Here is a 22,323-nt window from a genome sequence, read left to right on the forward strand (position 1 = left end):
TAAAGGGAGAGATAAAGATGCAAAAAATTCAAGGAGCATTTCCAGTATTAATAACACCAATGAATGAGTTTCAAGAGATTGATTGGAAAGGTGTAAAACAAAACATAAACTACTTTATCGAGCAAAAAGTAGCTGGAATTATTATTAATGGCAGTACGGGAGAATTTGTTAGTTTATCAAAAGAAGAACGATTTAAAATGGTAGAAACTGTATTAAAAGAAGTTGATGGCCGTATTCCAGTTATTGTTGGAACTGCTGCGGAGACGACGAGAGAAACGATTGAATATACGAAACATGCAGAAGCACACGGAGCAGATTGTGCATTAATTATAAACTCGTATTATTGTAAACCAAAAGAAGAGGAAATCTATTTTCATTTTAAAGAAATCTCAAATGCTGTAAATATACCAATTATGTTATACAATAACCCGTTTACATCTGGTGTTGATATGAGTACAGAGCTCATGCTCCGTATAGGAAAAGAATGTGAAAATGTTACACATATTAAAGAATCTAGCGGAGATATTCGTAAAGCGAGAGATTTAGTAAGACAAGGCGAAGGTGCTTTTCAAGTCTTCTGTGGATCTGAAGATTTAGTTATGGAATCTTATTTAGTTGGTGCAACGGGATGGGTTTCAGTAGCAGGAAATATTGTTCCAGGTCTCGTTACGAAAATGTATGAGCATTTTCAAAATGGTGAATTAGAAAAAGCTTGGGAAATAAACGATGCTATTTTACCTCTTTGCGAGTTTCTTGAAGGGTCAGGAAAATATGTACAAATCGTTAAACGCTCAATGGAACTACACGGGCAAGTTGGGGGACCTTCTCGCTATCCAAGACTGGGATTAACTGAAGAAGAAAATCAAAAACTTCAAACGATAATTTCAAAAATTGCAGCTCATGCAGCTGTTTAATTAAGGAGGAGAGCATATATGTTAACGACGAACATTGAGCTGAGACCAAAAGTGAAAGCGTTTTTAAATGAAGAAATAAAAATGTTTATTAATGGTGAATTTATTCCTTCAATTAGCGGAAAGACATTTGAGACATACAATCCAGCAACTGAAGATGTTCTAGCTATCGTATGCGAAGCACAAGAAGAGGATATTGATATCGCAGTAAAAGCGGCAAGATCTGCATTTGAATCAGGACCTTGGGCAGAAATGACTACCGCTGAAAGAGCGCATCTTATTTATAAATTAGCAGACTTAATCGAAGAGCATGGAGAAGAATTAGCACAGTTAGAAGCTTTAGATAATGGGAAACCATATCAAGTAGCGCTGGATGATGATATTTCAGCGACTGTAGAAAATTATCGCTATTATGCAGGATGGGCTACAAAAATTATAGGGCAAACAATTCCGATTTCAAAAGATTACTTAAATTACACACGTCATGAGCCTGTTGGCGTTGTAGGTCAAATTATTCCTTGGAATTTTCCGCTCGTTATGTCTTCTTGGAAAATGGGAGCTGCACTAGCAACAGGTTGTACAATCGTATTAAAACCGGCAGAACAAACGCCTTTATCATTATTATATACAGCGAAACTCTTTAAAGAAGCAGGTTTTCCAAACGGTGTCGTAAACTTTGTGCCAGGTTTTGGCCCTGAAGCAGGAGCGGCAATCGTAAACCATCATGATATTGATAAGGTAGCCTTTACAGGTTCAACGGTTACGGGAAAATATATTATGCGTCAATCTGCAGAAACAATTAAACATGTAACGTTAGAACTTGGCGGTAAATCACCAAATATCATTTTAGAAGATGCTGATTTAGAAGAAGCGATTAACGGTGCATTCCAAGGCATTATGTATAATCACGGTCAAAATTGTAGTGCCGGATCTCGCGTATTCGTTCACCGAAAACATTACGAAACAGTCGTAAATGAACTAGTGAAAATGGCGAATAAAGTGAAACTTGGAGCAGGTATGGAGAAGGAAACAGAAATGGGTCCACTCGTATCTAAAAAACAACAAGAGCGTGTGCTACATTACATTGAACAAGGAAAAGCGGAAGGCGCTACTGTTGCTGCTGGTGGTGAACGTGCATTTGAAAAAGGTTATTTTGTACAGCCAACGGTATTCACCAATGTTACTGATGATATGACAATTGTTAAAGAAGAAATTTTTGGACCAGTTGTCGTTGTACTTCCTTTTGATTCAACAGAAGAGGTAATCGAAAGAGCGAATCGCTCTTCATACGGACTCGCTGCGGGCGTATGGACACAAAATATTAAAACAGGACATCAAGTTGCCAATAAATTAAAGGCAGGGACTGTATGGATTAATGATTATAACTTAGAAAATGCGGCGGCACCATTTGGTGGATTTAAACAATCTGGTATCGGTCGTGAGTTAGGTTCATATGCGCTTGATAATTACACAGAAGTGAAAAGTGTTTGGGTAAATATAAAGTAATAGAGAATCTATCTGTTAATAAATAGAGGGATGAAATAATAAGAGATGCGGACAACTGGAAGGTTTAATAATAGTTGTCCGTTTTCTTATATATAAAATAGTTTTTAAAAGAATGATAAGGGGGATTTGGATGGAGCAATTAGTAGAGTGGTTAGTAGGGCAAGTGTGGAGTATCGGGTTAGTTGTTTTTGCATTAGGAGCAGGTGTGTATTTTACAATTGCAACTCGTTTTCTACAAATTCGTTATTTTAAAGAGATGATTAAATTATTATTTGAAGGGAAGAGCTCGGAGACGGGAATTTCATCTTTTCAAGCATTTTGTTTAGCTTTATCCGGTAGGGTCGGAATAGGTAATATTGCAGGGGTCGCGACAGCTATCGCTTTTGGCGGGCCAGGAGCTGTATTTTGGATGTGGGTAATGGCTCTTTTAGGAGCAGCTAGTGCATTTGTTGAATCAACATTATCTCAAGTGTATAAAAGTAAAGTTGGAAATGAATATCGCGGTGGTACACCATATTTCATCGAAAAAGGCTTGAAAATGAAATGGTTTGCAGTCATTGTAGCAGTCGTTGTAACACTTTCATATGGCGTTTTATTACCAGGTATTCAATCTAGTAGTATCGCAGTGGGGTTTGAAAACTCAAATGGCATTAGCAAATATATAACTGGTATATTGTTAGTCGTATTATTAGCAGCAATCATTTTTGGCGGTGTAAAGAGAATTGCGGGCGTTTCTCAAATGCTTGTTCCATTTATGGCAATTGGCTATGTAATTGTTACATGTATCGTATTAATTGCGAATGTAACAGAAATTCCAAGTATGTTCGCTTTAATTTTCTCTAGTGCTTTTGGTGTAAATGAAATGTTTGGCGGAATCGTCGGTGCAGCAATCGCATGGGGCGTAAAGCGCGCTGTATTCTCAAATGTTGCTGGTGTTGGAGAAGCGACATATAGCTCCGCTGCTGCTGAAGTATCCCATCCTGCAAAACAAGGGTTAGTTCAAGCGTTTTCTGTATATATCGATACAATTGTTGTATGTACAGCGACAGCTCTTATGATTTTAATAACAGGTATGTATAATGTTATACCTGAAGGAAAAAGCGCCATTGTAAAGAATATAGGGAATGTTGATGCAGGTCCAATCTATACACAACAAGCAGTTGAAACTGTTATGACAGGGTTTGGTCCAATATTTATTTCATTCGCAATCTTCTTCTTCGCGTTTACAACTTTACTTGCTTACTACTATATCGCTGAAACGACACTTACTTATTTAGATCGTGAGCTTAAACATAGCTGGTTAAAACCAGTTTTAAAAATTGGATTTTTAATTATGGTATACATCGGTAGCGTAGAATCGGCGTCACTTTTATGGAATCTTGGAGATTTAGGAATTGGTAGTATGGCATGGTTAAATCTAATCGCGATTCTACTATTAAGTAAAATTGCATTAAAAGTGTTAAAAGATTATGAATCACAGAAAAAAGAAGGGAAAGATCCAGTGTTTGATCCTAAAAATGTGGGAATTGAAGGTTTAACATTTTGGGAAGAGAGGAGTAAAGAGATTGAAAGGAAAAACTATAAAGAACAATCAGTAGTGGATGATAGTCTGAAATTGTAGTTTTAATAAACTGAATATTCACTCTAATTAATGAGGTATATTGCCTAATTTTCATCACATACTACAATAGGTACAGATAATTTGAATGGAGGTAATAATAAGATGGAACACGAACAACATAGTTCAGTAAATGACGTTCTACATCATTATAAAGAAGGTATCGGTAGTTTTACAAACCAAATTCCTGAAATTGCTGAAACATATAATGCATTCACGCAAGCTTGTTTTCAAGAGGGCGCTTTAACAAAAAGGGAAAAACAACTTATCGCATTAGGAATTAGTCTAGCAACGCAAGATGAATACTGTACAATTTATCATACAAAAGGTTGTCTTGATCAAGGGTGTTCAGATAAAGAAATTCTGGAAGCATGTGGTGTATCAGCAGCATTTGCTGGTGGAGCTGCAATGAGTCAAGCAGTAACATTAGTACAAGAGTGTTTAAGTGAACTGAAAAATCAAAAGCATTGAATATAAAAGAACGTTTTAAACTTTATGTTTAAAACGTTCTTTTACGTGAGATTGAATTTGAGTATAAAAATTACCTTGTATGTGATGTAATAAAGTAAGATTTTTAAAGTTAGTGGGAATGAGAAATCACAACTATTTATTTAGTTTTAAGATTTTCTAAAAAGCTTCAATTGTTTCATATAATCAATGGCCTTTGTTTTGTTCTTTTGTTTACATACATATTCGAATTCATTTTTATCCCTATAATAATTATTCATTATATCTTCTGTAAGAATTCCATCGGAAATAGCTTTTTTAATTGCACAGTGTGGTTCATTTGTATGAGAGCAGTTAGAAAATTTACATCTCTTAAATATCGCCTCAATATCTGCATATCCAAGATCAGAGTTATCCCCATGATTTATTAGGTCAAATCCTATTTTACTAATAATTAATCCCTCCACTTTTCAATGAGTGCTTTAGAAGTACACATACAAATTCTATCGTTTTTAAGTTGTATGTAATTCAATATTCCATATTTTTATAAATTGATTTCTCTACGTCAGGAAGAACGCTGTATATACTCTTACCGATTAAAGATTCTAATTTATTCTTAATTGTGTAGAAACCTTTCCAATGTAAAGAAGAATGAGAGGTTGTTCCATGTCGTAAACCAACTGAAATCAATCTTTTTTCAAGCGTAGTAAAGCCCTCTGCATCAGCAAGTGCGTCACAAAGGGTAATGACCTTATTGTATAAGTCGTAGTCACTATTTTCATTCAATATTTCAATTAATAGGCTTTTCATATAATCAGGAACAAGGCTCCACTCCGCTGCTATATCTAAATGCTCATTTTTACACGGGAATGAATGTGTCACGCAAATAATCGCGTTTCCTGTATACCCTAAATTATTCAAATACATATAACCATCATAGGAATGAATAACAGATTTAGTAAACCCTTTATATCTTCCTATATCATGCAGGAGGGCAGCATTATATGCTATGTCAGCATCTAGGTCGTACCCATTATTAATAAGTTCTACAACTATCTTTTCAGTTGCAAGGGCAACATTACATGAATGTTCGAACCACGGACCTGGGTTTTGTTCATATGCCCACTCGAGTAATTCCCTTGCGTATGTCCTATCTAATATATACTTCATATACGTATCCTTTCTCTAAAAAATTGTACCTTAAATAATTTCATCTTCGTATTTCGTTATTCCTTCTTTAAAAATTGGTACAATGAAACAAAAGGGGGATTAGTAATGCAAGATTTAGTAATTGAAGAGATTAAGCAAATAAAAGATGATATGGAAGAGCTTTCTGAACTATTAAAAACGGTTGTAGATGATGGGGCGTCAATTGGTTTTTTGCCTCCACTGGAACAAAAAGAATCAACGAAGTATTGGGAAGTCGTTTTAGCACCAGAAGTGATCTTGTATGTCGCTAAAATAAATAATGAAGTGGCAGGGAGTATTCAATTACATTTAGTTACAAAGCCTAATGGGATCCATAGGGCCGAAATTTGCAAGTTAATGACTCATCCAAACTTTAGACGTAATGGCATTGGACGTTTACTTATGCAAAAAGTAGAGGAACGAGCAAAGCAAGAAAACAGGTCTCTTTTAGTGTTAGATACGAGAGAAGGAGATCCTTCTAATAGATTGTATAAATCATTAGACTATCAAGAAGCTGGAAAAATACCAGATTACGCAATATCTCCAAATGGTAATTTAGATGCCACAGTTATTTATTATAAAATTATATAAGTTATATAAGTTGTGATTAAAAGGTTATCATGCTTAAAATAATAAATTCATTTAGTACATGAAATAAATGAATTTGAGAAAGTTTTTAGAGGGTTCTTTTAGTAATGTGCCTCGACTTATAATGGATGTAGAGAAGATGACTAGGCAACTATAGTTATTTTCGCTTTATTATGGGAAAGGGGATGACGGGATGAAAACGAAAGGTTTACAGAAGGTGAAGAAAGTCATATTAAGTGGTGGCATATTACTTACGGGATTGTTAACTTTCGGTTTTTCAGAAAAAGCTTCAGCTCACGGATATGTAGAATCACCAGCAAGCCGTTCTTATTTATGTAAGCAAGGGGTGAATGTAAATTGCGGTCCGATTCAATATGAGCCGCAAAGTGTAGAAGGAATAGGTGGATTCCCGCAATTAGGACCTTCTGATGGACAAATCGCAGGAGCTGGCCATTTTCCTGCTTTAGACGTTCAAACAGTTGATAGGTGGAAGAAAGTTACGTTAAACGGCGGGACGAATACATTCAAGTGGAAACTAACCGCACCTCATAGTACGAAAGAATGGAAATACTACATTACAAAAAAAGATTGGAATCCAAATAAACCATTATCACGATCTGATTTAGATTTAGTACCGTTTTATGTGAAAAATGACGGAGGAGCTAGACCAGGAACTTCCGTGACACATGAAGCAAATGTACCTACAGATAGAAATGGATATCACCTTATTTTAGCTGTTTGGGAAATTGCAGACACTGGGAATGCGTTTTATCAAGTTATAGATGTGAACCTTGTAAATACTGGTTTAGCATCAAATTTCGCGCTAAATCATGTAGTGCAAGTTCCTACATTGTTTTAAATGAAATATACATTTTGATCATCTAATTCATTTTAGATGATCTTTTTTACGCAAAACGATGAAAAATATAGAAGAAAGTGCAATTATTTATAAAAAATTATGCTTTAAATATTGTCATATTTGCTTCTTTAAGATATCCTTTTCATGAAGAGGTGGAAAACATGGAAAAAGTACTAGTTTTCGGGCATAAAAACCCAGATACAGATGCAATTTGTTCTGCAATTGCTTATGCAGAATTGAAAAAAGAATTAGGAATGAATGCTGAGCCTGTACGTTTAGGCGAAATCAGCGGTGAAACTCAATTTGCGTTAGACTATTTTAAAGTAGAAGGACCGCGTTTTGTTGAGACAGTTGCAAGCGAAGTGGACAACGTTATTTTAGTTGATCATAACGAGCGTCAACAAAGTGCTAACGATATCGAATCTGTTCGTGTGTTAGAAGTTATTGACCATCACCGTATTGCTAACTTTGAAACAAGCGATCCTATATACTACCGTTGTGAGCCAGTTGGTTGTACAGCTACAATCTTAAACAAAATGTACAAAGAAAACGGCGTTACAATTCGTAAAGAAGTTGCAGGTTTAATGTTATCTGCAATCATTTCAGATTCTTTACTATTCAAATCTCCAACTTGCACAGAGCAAGACGTAGCGGCAGCTCGTGAATTAGCGGAAATCGCTGGTGTAGATGCTGATAGCTACGGCTTAGAAATGTTAAAAGCTGGTGCTGACTTAAGCGGAAAAACAATGGAGCAATTAATCTCTCTTGACGCTAAAGAATTCCAAATGGGTAATGCGAAAGTTGAAATCGCACAAGTAAACGCTGTTGATACAAACGACGTTCTTGTACATCAAGCGGAACTTGAAAAAGTTATCTCTGCAGTAGTAGAAGAAAAAGGTTTAGACCTATTCTTATTCGTTGTAACTGATATCTTAACTAACGATTCTGTCGGTCTTGCAATCGGTAAAGCAGCAAACGTTGTTGAGAAAGCATACAACGTATCTCTAGAAAACAACACTGCTACATTAAAAGGTGTTGTATCTCGTAAAAAACAAATCGTACCAGTATTAACAGGAGCATTCCAAGCTTAATATAATTGTGTATGGTTTAACAAAAAAAGGACAAGTAGTCAGATTGGCTACTTGTCCTTTTTTATCTCTAAAAAAACAGAAAATTAAAAACGGGAGGTTTGTGTATGTTTAATGATTTGGAAAGTAAATTACAGTCACTTTTAGAGCGGAAAATTACTTCTGTTTCAGAATTAGAGCGTTGGCTTTTAGAGGAACTGCGTGTAAACGCTGAAGTAGAAGAGGAGATAACAAGTAGTTTAATCGCCACGTATAGAGATACAAATGACAGAGATAAACGTAATTTACATATGTATAATCAAAATACAATTCAACCACTTTTAAAAAGCTACACTGCAAAATTTGACCAGAAATTTAGAGAGTGCCCGTTTTCCGACTTATTAAATGAGCAGAAATACGGATTTATGAAAAAAGAACGATTAGTGAAGAGTAAAATGTTTAATGAAAAGAACATTGCTCTTTCCATTAAAGAGCAAGAACTTATTACGAAATATAGAGAAATAATGTCTAACATATTTATTAATTGGGAAGGCGAGCAAAAGACGTATGCATTCATAAAAGCCAAGTTAGATAACCCCAATAGAGTTATTCGCGAAAAAGCTTGGTACGCTTTATGTGAAGCAAGAAGTGTAGTGAAAATAGAAATAGATTGTATTATGAATGAACTTATACAATTGCGGAATGAGATAGCTTTACATGCAGGATTTAATAATTATAGTGAATATGTTTTCAAACAAAAAAATAGAGATTATAGTATTGAAGAGTGTTATAAGCTTCATGAATCTATAGAAAAGTATGTTGTACCAATATGGGAACAGTTGGGAAGTCTTTCTAAAAAGAATCTCGGCGTAAAAAAATATCGCCCTTGGGATCTTACGCCATGTAAATTACCAAAAGCCCCATTCCAAAATGAAATTGATTTATTGGATGGGGTGGAAGAAATGTTTCGGACGACAGATTTATATTTTTATGAGAAATTTATTCATATAAGAAAAGCAGGATTCATTGATGTAGAAGAACGTGAAAATAAAGCGCCAGGAGCTGCTTGTTTTACCCTACCTTTTAGTAAAGAGGTTTTTGTGTATTCTAATTTTAGTCCATCATTCTATGCAATTAATGCACTCATACATGAAGTGGGGCATGCTTTTCATTTTTATAAACAATTTAACAATGATAGTAGCATGCAGGAAAGATATCTTCGCGAAGAGGTGGCTGAGCTTTATTCCCTCAGTCTGGAGTTGCTAGTAATGGATAAGCTCAATATCTTTTATAAGCAAGAGGAAGAATATAAAGAAGTGCAGCGCGTACAATTATATCGTGCTTTGTCTTTATTACTGTCGTCAATTGCAGGAGATGTATTCCAGCACTGGATCTATGCAAATCCAAACCATACACCAGAAGAACGAGATAAGAAATACGCTGAAATATGTAAAAGGTATCAATATTCATCCGTTGATATTGCAGGATTAGAGAATGAAATCGGCGCAGGCTGGTTAGAGTCATTTCACTTTGTCCAGTTTCCTTTTTATAAAATTGAATATGCAATTGCACAAATAGGAGCAATACAATTGTTTCAAATTTATCGGGAAGATCGAGAAAAAGCGATTGCTTTCTTTAAAGAGGGAGCTAGTTCAGATTGGAACCTACCTATACAAGAAATATATGAAAAAACAGGTGTTACGTTTGATTTTTCGGAAGGAAGGATAGAAAGTACAACAAGGGTTATTTTGGATCTGATTAGCGAATTAAAATAAGGATAGCATTAGCTATCCTTATAACTGTTTATTCGTAGATTTCTTCTTGTTTATATAAAATGTAATAATAGCCGCAATGATGAAAATAGGTATGGCATACGCTTGCCCAACAAACAACTTCCAGCCAACGTGATTATAGCCTTCAGATGCTGGAGCAATCATAGCGATTATGCAAACAATAATATAGAGTACTAGTGCAGGGATTATATTTTTCATATGTTCACCTCCTTTTCATAAAATCATCACATATATATTTATATAACACATTATAGATTGAGATAAGATATATGTATTTCTAATATTTATGTAAATAAAAGGGTTGTTTTTAAGTGGAATAGAATAGGTGTATGTAGAATGATATAGGGGTGTTACATATAATGAACAATATATTAAATCGAATAAAGAAAGATGTAAGTATAGAATTATTGAATACGCTATGGCCTGGTTTTAATAGGGCTGCATTTGCATTATATAATGATGAGTATGTGTATGTATTTCATCATCCTTTATTTTTGAAAGGTGATGATAAGTATGAGTATACCGTATTAAAGTGGGATGAACAATTTAAAGCTGATACATTTATACTATTCAAAGATTATCCGACTGCTATTGTGAATATGAATAGATATAAAGATTATGAAACTTTACTTGCGGTTGTGGTGCATGAACTTTTTCATTGTTATCAATATTTGAATAAAGAAAGGAGATTTCCAAATGAATCTATAGGATTTCAATATCCTATAACAGAAGAAAATATAGAATTGCGAAATAAAGAACGAATTTGTTTATATGATGCTGTTCATTGTAAGTCACAAGCTGAGAGAATTAATTATATTAAGCGATTTATTGAACTAAGAGAGCATAGAGCTAGTTTTATGAAAGAAGAGTTTATAACATATGAATGTATGGTTGAAAGCATAGAGGGGCCTGCTTGGTATGTTGAAATGAATGCATACAATTCAGTATGCAAAAAGGATGAAAGCGAAACATTACGAAAATATAGCGGGTTCATTTTAGATGTATATGAAGCTAATTGTAACATTAGAAAGAGCTGCTATAGCCCAGGAATGCTTTTATGTTTATTATTAGATGAAATCCTTCCTGAATGGAAAACGAGCTTCTTTAATAGTGATAAATCGTTATATGCCTTTTTAAAACAAAATATAAATGTGGATTTGAGTTTAAATAATGAAATTGTAATAAGTAAAGAAACGAAGCAAATCCTTCATTTTGTACAAAACGAAAGAGGTAAGGATATTAAGCAATTTTATGATGAAGAAGGGTATCATCTATATATTGTAGGGGATATAAAATTAAATTCGTTTAATCCAATGAATGTAAAGTTAAACGGAAATAAAGCATTACATAAAACTTTTTTAAGTGTAAGTATACATAATAAAACATATATGATAAATCAACCTGTTTTAGCATCTTTTGAAGAAGATTTTAAAAATATGACACAGGTTCATATTATAATGAATGAAAAACCGATAGAAACAAATAATGGTTGGAACGTAGCGGGAATTGGAGATATAGAAGCTGTGTATGAAGAAGTAGAGAGTTCTATATTTTTATATTTAAAAAGTTAGAAGTGAGGTAAGAAATAAAGATGAAGAGGTTATGCATAATTCCATGCGGAAAGAAGAAAATTTGGGATAAATATTCAGATTACGGGCCGATGGAGGCAAAAGATGTATATATTAGCCCGTTCGGAAAAGCATGTCAGGCGTATGCAACTATGTTTTTCGAGAATTGGGTTATCTTATCGGCGAAGCATGGATTTTTAAGACCAAATGATATTGTATTAGAAAACTATGATCTTTCCTTTGATTCAAAGAGCGATGAGATTATTAGTATGGAACAATTAAAACAACAGATGATTGAAAAGGACTTGCTTCAGTTTGATGAAATCGTTTTACTTGCAGGAAAGAAGCATAAGAAAGTAGTGACACAATTATATCCAGAAGATATCATTACGTATCCGTTAGCTGGGTGTAAAGGGATTGGGTATATGTTGCAGAGGTTGAAAGGGGCTGTGGGGGATGGGAAGGAATTATAGGTAACTAATGTATAATTAAGGTATGAAGATGGAGGTGATTAAGAGTGAAAAAAGTTTTCAAAAGTAATGTATCTAGCTTTGTTTGTATAGGTCTTGTGTTATTATTAATTGATTTTAATAACTTATCAATATTAGAATACATATTCTTAACAACGAGCACCCTTGCTTTTGTTGCATTTTTAGTGAACTTAGCAGTTACATACTATTGTGAGAGAGAAGAAAGAAAATATACATGAATGTAAAGCCCAAATATTGGGCTTTTTTCTATGTTGTATTTCCGTTGAATATGTAAGGAAGAATTGTTAAGGGTACTAAAATAACTTTTATAAAACGTAGAATATAGACTAGTAAACAAGCCGTTTTATACTTTCAAACATAGAATATGATGAATACTATTGAAGGGAGAGTCATATTCATGGGAAACAATTGTCGTTGTAGACAATCCCGGAATTGTAATAGATTTTGGGATGATCTAATGTTTGGAAGATGTAGACGTAGAGATTGTGATGATTGTGGTTGTAAACGTAAACGTCATTGTGATTGTGATGATTGCCGTTGCAATCGTAAGCGTGATGATGATGATAAGTGCCGCAAGTGGTAAATTTTTTTGAAAGAGTACTTAAAAGTAAGTACTCTTTTTGTATATGAAGCTTTTACATTCCATCTTGAATTAATTTTCTTTCAATTTCCCATGTATCTCGTTTTTTAATTTTTATAGCGATATTAGTTCCGCTAGATTCCTTATAAAAGATATATCCATTGTTTGCGTTCACATATGTCAATGGTTCACCTATGCAATCTTGTGAACAAGATGTATTAATTAGTTCGATTAAAGATAGTTCGCTCGGCTCGGTTTTACTCGCATCTATAATCGTATCAACGTCTGTTTTACGGTAACCTTGTAAGTTTACATGGAAACTTTGTTCAATTTCACCTGTAATACTAGTATTCATTACTTCAACTGAAAGTTTCTTTTCTTGAAGAAATCCGTTCTCATAAAGTAATTTTGTATATCCAAGCCATCCGATTAAAACTAGCATGATAAACATACTAGATATTTTAAGTGTGCGAATCCGTTTACTAACAATCGTTTCTGAGTATTTCATTCAGTTTAATCCTCCAAGTGTTTTTAATTTAAAGTATGCTTGGATACATATATTTAGAAGAGGATGAAAGGTAACTAGTTCTGAATTCAAAAAAGAAAGCATCCGAAGTTAGATGCTTTCTTTTTTGAATGATTTTCACTATCTGTTCGTTACTTGTTTCATAAGTGGTCTAATTTCTTTAACGGGTGGTTTTTTATCATAGGCATCAACATAAGAAAAGTAGTAATTTAAATTTCTGAGAAGTCCTTTTCCTATTTTAGCGCTTAAGAACGGAAATACTTGTCCAGTATAATCATCGAGAGATTTACAGTAATATTTTTCATCTAAATATATACTGTATTTACAAGTTAGTTCTACTAGTGAGTTACCTTCATCATCAAATACTTCCTTAGAATCAATAATGTCTATTAATGCGAATTTTTCATTCAGATAAACTTTTTTCTTTTTCTCGTGTTTATTTGTGAGGATAAATACGAGACCGATGGCGTTAATCAAACTATTTCCCCCTATAAAAAACGGATATTAATAAAATATATCGATATACGTTAAATGTAAAGAGGAGAGGTGAAATATCATTGATAGAAAGTTTCATAAGCCGATTTGTTTTTTCAAATCGGCTTATTGTTATTGAAACACTTGCGGAAATTGCTTTACGATTGCGTTTGTTATCATGTCGGCCATTTCTAATGCTTCTTTTTCAATTTTATCGTACAGTTTTACTCCTGCTTCATAATCTTTATTTAGGAAAGCAAGTGCTTCTGCTTTCGTAAGTGCTAAATGTTCATAAAACATTTTTCTAAATTCTTCTTTTTCTATATATGGGTTGATACTAGTTAGAAACGCCACTATTTCATCACCGTTAGCGTACCATTTTTTTTCTATAGTGGCAGCTGCATTTTGGTCACCAGCTTTTGCGGCTTTGACAAGATCTGCTGCAATTACTAAGTGGTCTTTAATTAATGCACTATATTTTTTTACAGCATCCTCACCATAGAATGGTTCAAGTGATAGTCCCATATGTGTTGCATTTTGAAGAAGACGCCCAACTGTAACGTTAACGTCTGGTAAATTAAAGACAATACTTATAATAGCTAATCTCGTCCAAGCGACATGTTGTTCCCATAAAGAACGCATATAACCTTTTAAAAAGTTCTCGTTTTTACTAATTCGGTAATTACGTACAGATGTATCAAAGTGTACATAAGGGTTATGATAAGGGGAGTAATACGATTGCCAATAAGAATACATAAACGGTAACACTCCTTTGAACATGTATAACTCAAAGTATGATGGGAATTTATTTTTAGTTACGTGTCCTAGATTAATTTCAGAAATTGATATGGAAAAAGATGAAGAATTTTATTGTGGTATATATAAATAAAATGAATATAAAAATAAACAAGGCTCTGCAAGGGAAGTTGCAGAGCCTCAAAAGGGTATTGCCGAGATGTCGGACTCGACTACGTAATATTATCATAAAATTCTTTTAAAAAAACCTGGTAAATGTGTCCAAATGAAAGTGGACCTTTAATAAAGTCAAAGAAATCTGCTTCCCGCGGCAGATCCCTTTAACTAGATAATGTTGATGAGTAAAAACTCATCTGGAGCACTTTTATAGTAACAAGTAAAATTCATTTTGTGTATTGAGAAAAAAGAATTACTTCATTAAATGTTAAGAACTTATAATTTACTTCTTGTCATTATCATCATTTGTTGTGAGTGGAGTATGGTTATAAAATGGAGAAAAGTCTTGCAAGCATATATAAAAGTGTACTGAAATATATATTAATCAAAAAAGACCTGCTTATATAAGCAGGTCAACATAAGGGGTTTATCCAACAGAATATTTCATATGATAACGACTGTATTGTAGTATGTCTATAAGGTTTATATTGAGAAAATTTTTGTGAATACTATATTTCGCACGTGGATTAACGTTTTAAAAGTTGAGAAAGAAAATGAAAAAGCTTTCTATAAGAAAATAATGGCTGATACTTAAAATACGATTCATATTTCCACGCATCATTATTCGAAAACTGGAGTTGGTTCGGTACTGTTTTCTGCTTGATGGAACTAGTATTATGATGCTTCATATATTAACCTCCTGAATTCATATGTATAAGATTAGTAGTATTCAAGGAAGAGTAATAAAATGTATGTTTATTTTGTAATTCTTTTTATATGTGCTGTAATTATGTTTTAAAAGTTATTAACATAATTAGGACCAAAAACACAGTGCAAATTAACCTCTAAAACGTAAAGAAGTATAAAATAATGAAAAAGCAGGCTGTTAGTCATGCATTCATCACTTTCATGACGCATAAGTGATGATATAATAGGAGTAGATGAAAGATATAGAAAAGCAGGTGACTCTTTTTTGTTTACAAAAGCACAAGAACTTTTAGCGTCTTATTTCGGTTATTCTTCATTCCGAAGAGGACAAGATGAAACAATTAAAAATGTATTAGATGGGAAAGATACAGTCTGTATTATGCCTACGGGTGGTGGTAAGTCAATTTGTTATCAAATTCCCGCATTAGTATTCGAAGGAACGACGTTAGTTATATCACCTTTAATATCACTTATGAAGGACCAAGTAGATACATTAGTGCAAAACGGTATTTCAGCTACTTATATTAATAGTTCTATTTCTATTACAGAAGCGAATCAACGAATTCAATTGGCAAAACAAGGACATTATAAGTTACTTTATGTGGCGCCGGAGCGTCTTGATTCAATGGAGTTTGTTGATCAACTTATGGATATGAAAATTCCAATGATTGCAATTGATGAGGCACACTGTATTTCGCAGTGGGGACATGATTTCCGTCCGAGTTATTTACATATACATCGCATATTAGATTATCTTCAAGAAAAGCCGCTCGTACTAGCATTAACTGCGACGGCAACACCACAAGTTCGTGAAGATATTTGCAACACGCTTGGAATTAATCAAGAAAATACGATAATGACAACGTTTGAGCGCGAAAACTTATCATTTTCTGTTATTAAAGGACAAGATCGTAATGCATATTTAGCGGATTATATTCGTCAAAATCAAAAAGAATCTGGGATTATATATGCAGCTACTAGAAAAGTAGTTGATCAATTGTATGAGGATTTAATGAAAGCGGGAGTTTCTGTATCAAAATACCATGCTGGTATGAGTGATAACGATCGAAATGAGCAGCAAGAACTCTTTTTACGTGATGAAGTGAGTGTAATGATAGCGACATCTGCATTCGGTATGGGGATTGATAAATCGAATATTCGTTACGTTATCCATTATCAACTGCCAAAAAATATGGAAAGTTATTACCAAGAAGCAGGACGTGCTGGTCGTGACGGATTAGATAGTGCATGTATATTGCTATATTCTTCTCAAGACGTGCAAGTACAGCGCTTTTTAATCGATCAATCGACCGGAGAATCTCGTTTTTCAAATGAACTTGAAAAACTGCAAAATATGACGGACTACTGTCATACAGAACAATGTTTACAATCATTTATTTTGCAATACTTTGGAGAAGAACCTAAAGAAGATTGTGGTCGCTGTGGTAATTGTACGGACGAACGCGAAAGTATTGATGTGACGAGAGAATCACAAATGGTGCTATCTTGTATGATTAGGACGAATCAACGATTCGGAAAACAAATGATTGCACAAGTACTAACTGGATCTAAAAATAAGAAAGTCATTGAATTTAATTTTCATACTTTGCCAACGTACGGACTTTTATCAAATCGTAGTGTAAAAGAAGTCAGTGAATTTATTGAGTTTCTCATTTCAGATGAGTTAATTGCAGTTGAACATGGTACGTATCCAACATTAAAAGTAACGGAGAAAGGGAAAGAAGTGTTACTAGGTAAAGAGAATGTTTTACGTAAAGAACGAGTAGAGACAAGACAAATTGTTCAAGATCATCCTTTATTTGAAGTGCTTCGCGAAGTACGTAAAGAAATTGCGCAAGGAGAAGGTGTGCCTCCATTCGTTATTTTCTCTGACCAAACGTTGAAAGATATGTGCGCAAAAATGCCGCAAAGTGACTCTGAACTTTTAACTGTAAAAGGGATTGGCGAACATAAACTTGTGAAGTATGGTTCTCACTTCTTACAAGCAGTTCAGCACTTTATTGAGGAAAACCCAAACTATGCTGAAACAGTTAAAACAGAAGTGGTTACAGAGCGGAAAAAGTCAGGGAAAGCTTCAGCAAATTCTCATTTAGAAACGTATGAAATGTATAAACAAGGCATTGATTTAAATGAGATTGCAAAAGAACGTAACCTATCTAGACAAACAATTGAAAATCATTTAATTCGTTGTTTTGAAGATGGAATGGAAGTAGACTGGAACAGTTTTGTTCCTGCAGAATACGAACAGCTGATTGAAACTGCCGTGCAAAATGCTGATGGTGGTCTGAAATCGATTAAGGAACAACTTCCAAATGAAGTGAGTTACTTTATGATTCGTGCTTATTTACAAATTAGAAAGTAGTGACATGTAAAGGGGATAGGGATTTATGCATCACGTTTTTGTGTATGGCACGTTAAGAAAAGAGCAAACGAATGCTCATTTTATGCAAGGTGCAATATGCATCGCAGACGGAGCGTGGACGTATGGCAAATTATTTGATACAAACGAAGGCTATCCGGCGATGATTTATTCAAATGAAGAAAAGGTCTATGGTGAAGTTTATGAAGTAAATGATGAGATATTGCGTAAGTTAGATGAACTAGAAGAATATACAGGGAATGCGGAGACTGATTTATATTATCGAATCAAGCAAACAGTATATGCTGCTGATAGGGAAATAGAGGCATATGTATATATCGCTCAAGATAAAAAGATGATATTGAAAGTGATTGATTCTGGAGATTGGGTGGAGTATCAAAAAGAAAAATAAGAGTAACTAAAGAGTAGATAGTGGAATAATCCATTATCTATTTTTTATATTTAGACTTTTAAATTTCTTATTATTTTGATAAATTGTAAATATAGGGGAATAAAAAGGAGGGTTTTTCATGGGTGTCAGAAATTTAGTTTCTCACCTGTAGTAGAAAAATAACGTACAGGAGGAGAATAATAATGAACGAATTAAATGTAAAAGAATTTTATAAAAAACAATTTGAATTACTAAGTCATGATATAAATAATGAAAACTGGTTACAGGAAGTTGCTGAAGAAATTAAAGAGCAAGTGGGATATCCATTTCAGACGATGTTAGAACTAGGTGCTGGAAATGGCGGGTTTGCAAGAGCGATGTCAAATTTGGATGTAAAAATGACTACGGTTGAGCTTGTACCAGAGTTAGTTATGTTTGCTAAAGAACATTCTACTAAGGACATTGTGATTCATTGTGCTGACTTTTATAAAATTAACTTTGAAGAAAAGTTTGATGTTGTTAGTTATTTAGACGGATTTGGTGTAGGAACGGATGAAGAACAATTATTTTTATTAAAACGTATCCATAATTGGTTGAAAGATGATGGGTGTGCACTTATTGATATTTATCAACCTTTATATTGGGAAAAAGCAAATGGACAAGAAATGCCGATTGGCTCTGCAATGCGAAAGTATGAATATGATAGTGAAAATGCTAGAATGCTGGACCATTGGTGGGAAACGGATTCTTCAAATGATATTGTGACACAATCTTTACGTTGCTATACTATAGATGAGATTAGTAATTTATGTGCAGAGGCTCGTTTCAGTATAGTTGGGATTTTCCCAGGAGGAGCGTATGACTTTGAAGAGAGAAAATATAAAGAGCAAGTATCATTAAATGAATGTTTATCATATCGTATAAAAGTAAAAAAGAGTAAGGATTAACTCCTTACTCTTTTTTACTTTTATAGTGTGAATAATTGACTGTTTTTCGTGTTCATTGTCGTTCTTTTTTTATTCTTATGGATCTTAGTATGATCCCGATTCCAAGAAATAAAACAGTAGCAACGACTCCGCTAATAGGGTTTAACCAAAAATCACTGCTGTTGGTAAGTGTAATAATCCCTGTTATTGTAACTAAAACAGTAGGAACGGCGTCTTCAATTGCATGCATGATTACGCATGGCCATACTGACTTTGTAAGTCTATATATTTCAACATACATAATAGACCAAGAAACCATAAGTATACAGCCTAATAAAAGCATATTTAGCCTTGAAATAGATTCAAAATATTCATTTGGTAAAAAGACTAAATAATAAGCGGCATGCCAAAGAGCCCAAACTAACCCAGAAATAATATAAATAAACCAATCGTTTAACTTTAGTTCAATCAGCTTTGGAGTTAAATAACCGCGCCAAGAAAACTCTTCAAAAATATTTTTAATAAAGTTACCAATAGTAGACATGAATATGAGTGAAAATAATGAGTGCATTTCAAAACTGGTTATGTTAGCTACTCCAAAAATAAGTGCTATGCTTATCGTTATTAATATAACGAATGGATAAATTAGTAATGCAACGAAATACCATTTAAAGTTTGCCTTCAAATTTAGTTTGATCCCAAAATCATTCCAATCTCGACCAATACTTCTAAGTAAAATACTTGCGAGAAAGGGTAATATTAGCCATAATCCCATACCTAAAGAGTTTCCGTCAGGCTGATCCGTTAGGAAAGAATCTAGAAATACCCCAATCCAACCACTTGCCAACACAATTAACACAAAAATAAGTAAGTGTAACTTTAGAGGCTTTCTTTTGGTGGTAGTCATTTTTAATAGACTCCTTTACTTTTGTTTTTGAATTTTGTAATCTTGGTTAATTTACAAATGAAATAATAGACAACTAGAAAAGAAGTTGGAGTGTATGTAAGGTGTAAAGCTCTTTTAATCGTATCTATCGAATGAATCACTTAATTATATGTGTAGTTGTATGATTTAGATGTTGTATATTCTTATAATGTAAAAACAGCATTAGAATTTCAATATTAGAAAGATAAAAGTAAGTTTTTTCGGAAAACTTAAATTAAAATTCTTGACTTTATAAATGGATTTTTAATACAATTGTATTTCGACTGAAAAATTAGAACGGACAGGAGGGAATCATCAAATGAACAGCATTTTTGACGAAGAGTTAAAAAGAATGAAAGATACGTTAAGTACGATGGATGATCAATTAGAACAGCTTGAAAAAATTCCAGTATATTATGGAGAAGATTTTAAAGAACAAATTCTTGAAAGTATGAGGGAGTCTAATAGACAAAATTTACGTATTGGTGTGCAAGAGCCATACTTTGGAAGATTAGATTTTCAGGAGGATGGTAAGGAAGATATTATACCGATTTACATCGGTAAAGTAGGTGTTTCAGATAAAGATACGATGAAACCGATTGTAATTGATTGGCGGGCACCTGTCGCAAGTATGTTTTATTCATTTACCGGTGGAGATGAATTAGCGTTTTATCAATCGCCAGACGGATTAGTAGAAGGTGATGTTTATTTAAAGCGAAACATCTCTATTCGAAAAAGAGAACTAGAACGTGTTGTTGATACATATGTAAAAGGAAATGAAGATGTCTCGCATGCCGATGATTTTCTTCTATATCGATTAGGTGAGAATAAAGATAATAAACTAAAGGATATTGTTTCGACGATACAATCGGAGCAAAATGATATTATTCGTGCGGAAAGAAACTTACCATTACTTATTCAAGGGGTTGCAGGAAGCGGAAAAACAACAATCGCTTTACATCGCCTTGCTTTTTTAATTTATGAATATCGTGAGCAATTAGAAGCTGAGAGAATGATTGTTTTCGCTCCGAATAGTCTGTTTTTAGACTATATTTCGAGTGTACTTCCTGAGTTAGGTGTAGGGAACATTAGTCAAACAACGTTTCCAGATTGGGCATTACGTACGTTAGATGATTCGGTGAAACTGAAGCAGACAGAAGAAAAGTTGAAAGAAGCATTTTCTATTAATCGTGATGAAGAAAAGGTTATGCTCGGTAAATTAAAAGGCACGCTGGAATTTAAGTCCTTTGTTGAAGAGAGAATGGTTCAATTTGAAAAAGAATTAGTACCAACAAGTGATTTTGAGGCATGGGACAAGGCGGTTATTCCGGTTGAAGATATTAAAAAATGGATGCAAGTGGAATATAAACATTATCCATTAAAGAAAAGAAGAGAAAGATTAGTCGGCCGAATGAAGCGCTGGATTGAAATTGAACTGAAAAAGTATGGAGAATCAAACGAGAAGAAATTACTAAAAAAAGAAGCGACAAAGAGATTGAACACTTATATGAAGTTTTGGCCGAAAATGAGCTCACTTGCACTATATAGTTCAATATTGAAAAGTAAAGAAATAATCAAAGTATTGCCCGAAGAACTTGTGAAAGAAACAGAAAAGAGTTGTCGTAAAAAAGAAGTGTATGTAGAAGATTTACCAGCTTTAATATACATACATCATCGTATTTCAGGAATTGAAATCGGACAAAAGTTTCATCACGTTGTTATCGATGAAGCACAAGATTTTTCGCCTTTCCAAGTCTATGTATTAAAAGAAATTACACTAGGTAATTCTTTCACTATATTAGGTGATTTATCTCAAGCAATTTATGATTATCAAGGAATTGAAGATTGGAGTGCTTTTAAAGAAGTATTCCAAGAAACAGGTTATTATGAACTGACGAGAAGTTATCGTTCTACAAAAGAAATTATCGAATTTGCGAATGAGATAATTAAAAATGCAGAGATTCCAGTTGGACTTGCAACGCCAGTTTTCCGTAGCGGGGAAGAAGTGAAAGTGATTCAAACAGAAGATCAATTCACTGAAATTATGAAGACTTTACAGCATCTACAAAATGAAGATGTGAAAACAATTGCAGTAATAGGAAGAACAGATGATGAATGCCGTGATATATATGAGAAGCTAACAAATGCAGGGTTGACTGTTAACGTCATTGAAGCAGATCAAAGTAAATATGAAGGCGGTATTTCGGTAGTACCTGTATACTTAGCGAAAGGGTTAGAATTTGATGCAGTACTTTTAATCGATGTTGATGAAGAACATTACAAAAATACAAAACACGATGCGAAGTTATTGTATGTCGGATGTACAAGGTCACTTCATGATTTATGGATTTTCCATAGCGGGGAAGCATCGCCTTTAATTAAAGGATTAAAATAAATAGTACATACAAGAGGCTTTTCTAGTAACAAAAAGAAGAACCTCTTGTTTTTCTATATAAAGACATGGA

The 22,323-nt window shown here is 33.7% G+C and carries 23 protein-coding genes and 1 pseudogene; 16 read left to right on the forward strand and 8 right to left on the reverse strand.

Annotated elements, in window-relative coordinates; translation table 11 throughout:
• Window positions 1–17: 17 nt before the first annotated feature.
• From dapA to ACUN28_RS15585, 4 genes are all read left to right on the forward strand, one after another.
• Window positions 18–914, forward strand: coding sequence for a 4-hydroxy-tetrahydrodipicolinate synthase (gene dapA / locus ACUN28_RS15570; RefSeq protein ID WP_016087523.1), 897 nt, complete (start codon window positions 18–20; stop codon window positions 912–914).
• A gap of 18 nt (window positions 915–932) precedes the next feature.
• Window positions 933–2,417, forward strand: a complete 1,485-nt coding sequence (locus tag ACUN28_RS15575) for an aldehyde dehydrogenase family protein (protein WP_016087524.1) — start codon at window positions 933–935, stop codon at window positions 2,415–2,417.
• Between the two features lie 130 nt (window positions 2,418–2,547).
• Entirely contained in the window at window positions 2,548–4,038 is a 1,491-nt protein-coding gene (locus tag ACUN28_RS15580) for an alanine/glycine:cation symporter family protein (protein ID WP_016087525.1), read from the forward strand.
• Window positions 4,039–4,140: 102 nt separating this feature from the next.
• On the forward strand, window positions 4,141–4,506 hold the full coding sequence (locus ACUN28_RS15585; protein WP_016087526.1) for a carboxymuconolactone decarboxylase family protein: 366 nt from the start codon (window positions 4,141–4,143) through the stop codon (window positions 4,504–4,506).
• 146 nt (window positions 4,507–4,652) lie between these two features.
• Here the strand turns inward: ACUN28_RS15585 and ACUN28_RS15590 are convergent, their stop codons facing one another.
• Window positions 4,653–4,949, reverse strand: a complete 297-nt coding sequence (locus ACUN28_RS15590) for a hypothetical protein (RefSeq protein WP_033659712.1) — start codon at window positions 4,947–4,949, stop codon at window positions 4,653–4,655.
• A 61-nt stretch (window positions 4,950–5,010) separates the two neighbouring features.
• Window positions 5,011–5,652 (reverse strand): HD domain-containing protein, encoded by a 642-nt coding sequence (locus ACUN28_RS15595; protein WP_016087527.1) that lies wholly within the window; start codon window positions 5,650–5,652, stop codon window positions 5,011–5,013.
• Window positions 5,653–5,757: 105 nt separating this feature from the next.
• Here ACUN28_RS15595 and ACUN28_RS15600 point away from each other — a divergent pair, with 105 nt between their 5' ends.
• From ACUN28_RS15600 to ACUN28_RS15615, 4 genes are all read left to right on the forward strand, one after another.
• On the forward strand, window positions 5,758–6,261 hold the full coding sequence (locus tag ACUN28_RS15600; protein ID WP_016087528.1) for a GNAT family N-acetyltransferase: 504 nt from the start codon (window positions 5,758–5,760) through the stop codon (window positions 6,259–6,261).
• 190 nt (window positions 6,262–6,451) lie between these two features.
• Window positions 6,452–7,117 carry a lytic polysaccharide monooxygenase gene (locus tag ACUN28_RS15605; RefSeq protein ID WP_016087529.1) on the forward strand — a complete coding sequence of 222 codons (666 nt, stop codon included), beginning with the start codon at window positions 6,452–6,454 and terminating at the stop codon, window positions 7,115–7,117.
• A 161-nt stretch (window positions 7,118–7,278) separates the two neighbouring features.
• Window positions 7,279–8,208: a manganese-dependent inorganic pyrophosphatase gene (gene ppaC / locus ACUN28_RS15610; protein WP_016087530.1), complete on the forward strand. Its 930-nt coding sequence runs from the start codon at window positions 7,279–7,281 to the stop codon at window positions 8,206–8,208.
• A 104-nt stretch (window positions 8,209–8,312) separates the two neighbouring features.
• Window positions 8,313–9,959 carry a M3 family oligoendopeptidase gene (locus ACUN28_RS15615; protein WP_016087531.1) on the forward strand — a complete coding sequence of 549 codons (1,647 nt, stop codon included), beginning with the start codon at window positions 8,313–8,315 and terminating at the stop codon, window positions 9,957–9,959.
• An 18-nt stretch (window positions 9,960–9,977) separates the two neighbouring features.
• Here ACUN28_RS15615 and ACUN28_RS15620 read toward each other — a convergent pair whose 3' ends face one another.
• Window positions 9,978–10,175, reverse strand: coding sequence for a DUF4017 family protein (locus tag ACUN28_RS15620; RefSeq protein WP_016087532.1), 198 nt, complete (start codon window positions 10,173–10,175; stop codon window positions 9,978–9,980).
• 161 nt (window positions 10,176–10,336) lie between these two features.
• Between ACUN28_RS15620 and ACUN28_RS15625 the strand changes: the two genes are divergently transcribed.
• The 4 genes from ACUN28_RS15625 (at window position 10,337) to ACUN28_RS15640 (ending at window position 12,619) form a co-directional block, all read left to right on the forward strand.
• The gene (locus ACUN28_RS15625) at window positions 10,337–11,548 is read left to right on the forward strand and encodes a hypothetical protein (protein WP_016087533.1); all 1,212 of its coding nucleotides are present in this window, start codon (window positions 10,337–10,339) and stop codon (window positions 11,546–11,548) included.
• A gap of 20 nt (window positions 11,549–11,568) precedes the next feature.
• Window positions 11,569–12,018 (forward strand): DUF6884 domain-containing protein, encoded by a 450-nt coding sequence (locus ACUN28_RS15630; RefSeq protein WP_016087534.1) that lies wholly within the window; start codon window positions 11,569–11,571, stop codon window positions 12,016–12,018.
• 44 nt (window positions 12,019–12,062) lie between these two features.
• Window positions 12,063–12,254, forward strand: a complete 192-nt coding sequence (locus tag ACUN28_RS15635) for a hypothetical protein (RefSeq protein WP_016087535.1) — start codon at window positions 12,063–12,065, stop codon at window positions 12,252–12,254.
• Window positions 12,255–12,433: 179 nt separating this feature from the next.
• Window positions 12,434–12,619, forward strand: coding sequence for a hypothetical protein (locus ACUN28_RS15640; RefSeq protein WP_080117946.1), 186 nt, complete (start codon window positions 12,434–12,436; stop codon window positions 12,617–12,619).
• A gap of 52 nt (window positions 12,620–12,671) precedes the next feature.
• Here ACUN28_RS15640 and ACUN28_RS15645 read toward each other — a convergent pair whose 3' ends face one another.
• The 4 genes from ACUN28_RS15645 to ACUN28_RS15660 form a co-directional block, all read right to left on the reverse strand.
• Window positions 12,672–13,124: a hypothetical protein gene (locus ACUN28_RS15645; protein WP_016087536.1), complete on the reverse strand. Its 453-nt coding sequence runs from the start codon at window positions 13,122–13,124 to the stop codon at window positions 12,672–12,674.
• Window positions 13,125–13,262: 138 nt separating this feature from the next.
• A complete protein-coding gene (locus tag ACUN28_RS15650) occupies window positions 13,263–13,619 on the reverse strand; it encodes a hypothetical protein (protein ID WP_000606233.1) in 357 nt (118 codons plus the stop codon).
• 129 nt (window positions 13,620–13,748) lie between these two features.
• Entirely contained in the window at window positions 13,749–14,372 is a 624-nt protein-coding gene (locus ACUN28_RS15655) for a hypothetical protein (RefSeq protein WP_016087537.1), read from the reverse strand.
• Between the two features lie 683 nt (window positions 14,373–15,055).
• The gene (locus ACUN28_RS15660) at window positions 15,056–15,217 is read right to left on the reverse strand and encodes a hypothetical protein (protein WP_080117948.1); all 162 of its coding nucleotides are present in this window, start codon (window positions 15,215–15,217) and stop codon (window positions 15,056–15,058) included.
• 284 nt (window positions 15,218–15,501) lie between these two features.
• On the opposite strand from ACUN28_RS15660, the gene recQ reads away from it, so the two are divergent.
• From recQ to ACUN28_RS15675, 3 genes are all read left to right on the forward strand, one after another.
• Entirely contained in the window at window positions 15,502–17,619 is a 2,118-nt protein-coding gene (gene recQ, locus ACUN28_RS15665; protein WP_016087538.1) for a DNA helicase RecQ, read from the forward strand.
• Between the two features lie 25 nt (window positions 17,620–17,644).
• Window positions 17,645–18,028 (forward strand): gamma-glutamylcyclotransferase family protein, encoded by a 384-nt coding sequence (locus tag ACUN28_RS15670; RefSeq protein ID WP_016087539.1) that lies wholly within the window; start codon window positions 17,645–17,647, stop codon window positions 18,026–18,028.
• 182 nt (window positions 18,029–18,210) lie between these two features.
• Window positions 18,211–18,954 (forward strand): class I SAM-dependent methyltransferase, encoded by a 744-nt coding sequence (locus tag ACUN28_RS15675; protein WP_016087540.1) that lies wholly within the window; start codon window positions 18,211–18,213, stop codon window positions 18,952–18,954.
• Between the two features lie 20 nt (window positions 18,955–18,974).
• Here the strand turns inward: ACUN28_RS15675 and ACUN28_RS15680 are convergent.
• Window positions 18,975–19,840: pseudogene (locus tag ACUN28_RS15680) on the reverse strand (CPBP family glutamic-type intramembrane protease).
• Window positions 19,841–20,177: 337 nt separating this feature from the next.
• Between ACUN28_RS15680 and ACUN28_RS15685 the strand changes: the two are divergent.
• Window positions 20,178–22,253 (forward strand): HelD family protein, encoded by a 2,076-nt coding sequence (locus ACUN28_RS15685; protein WP_016087542.1) that lies wholly within the window; start codon window positions 20,178–20,180, stop codon window positions 22,251–22,253.
• Window positions 22,254–22,323: the final 70 nt, after the last annotated feature.

Source organism: Bacillus sp. WC2507, assembly GCF_052656125.1.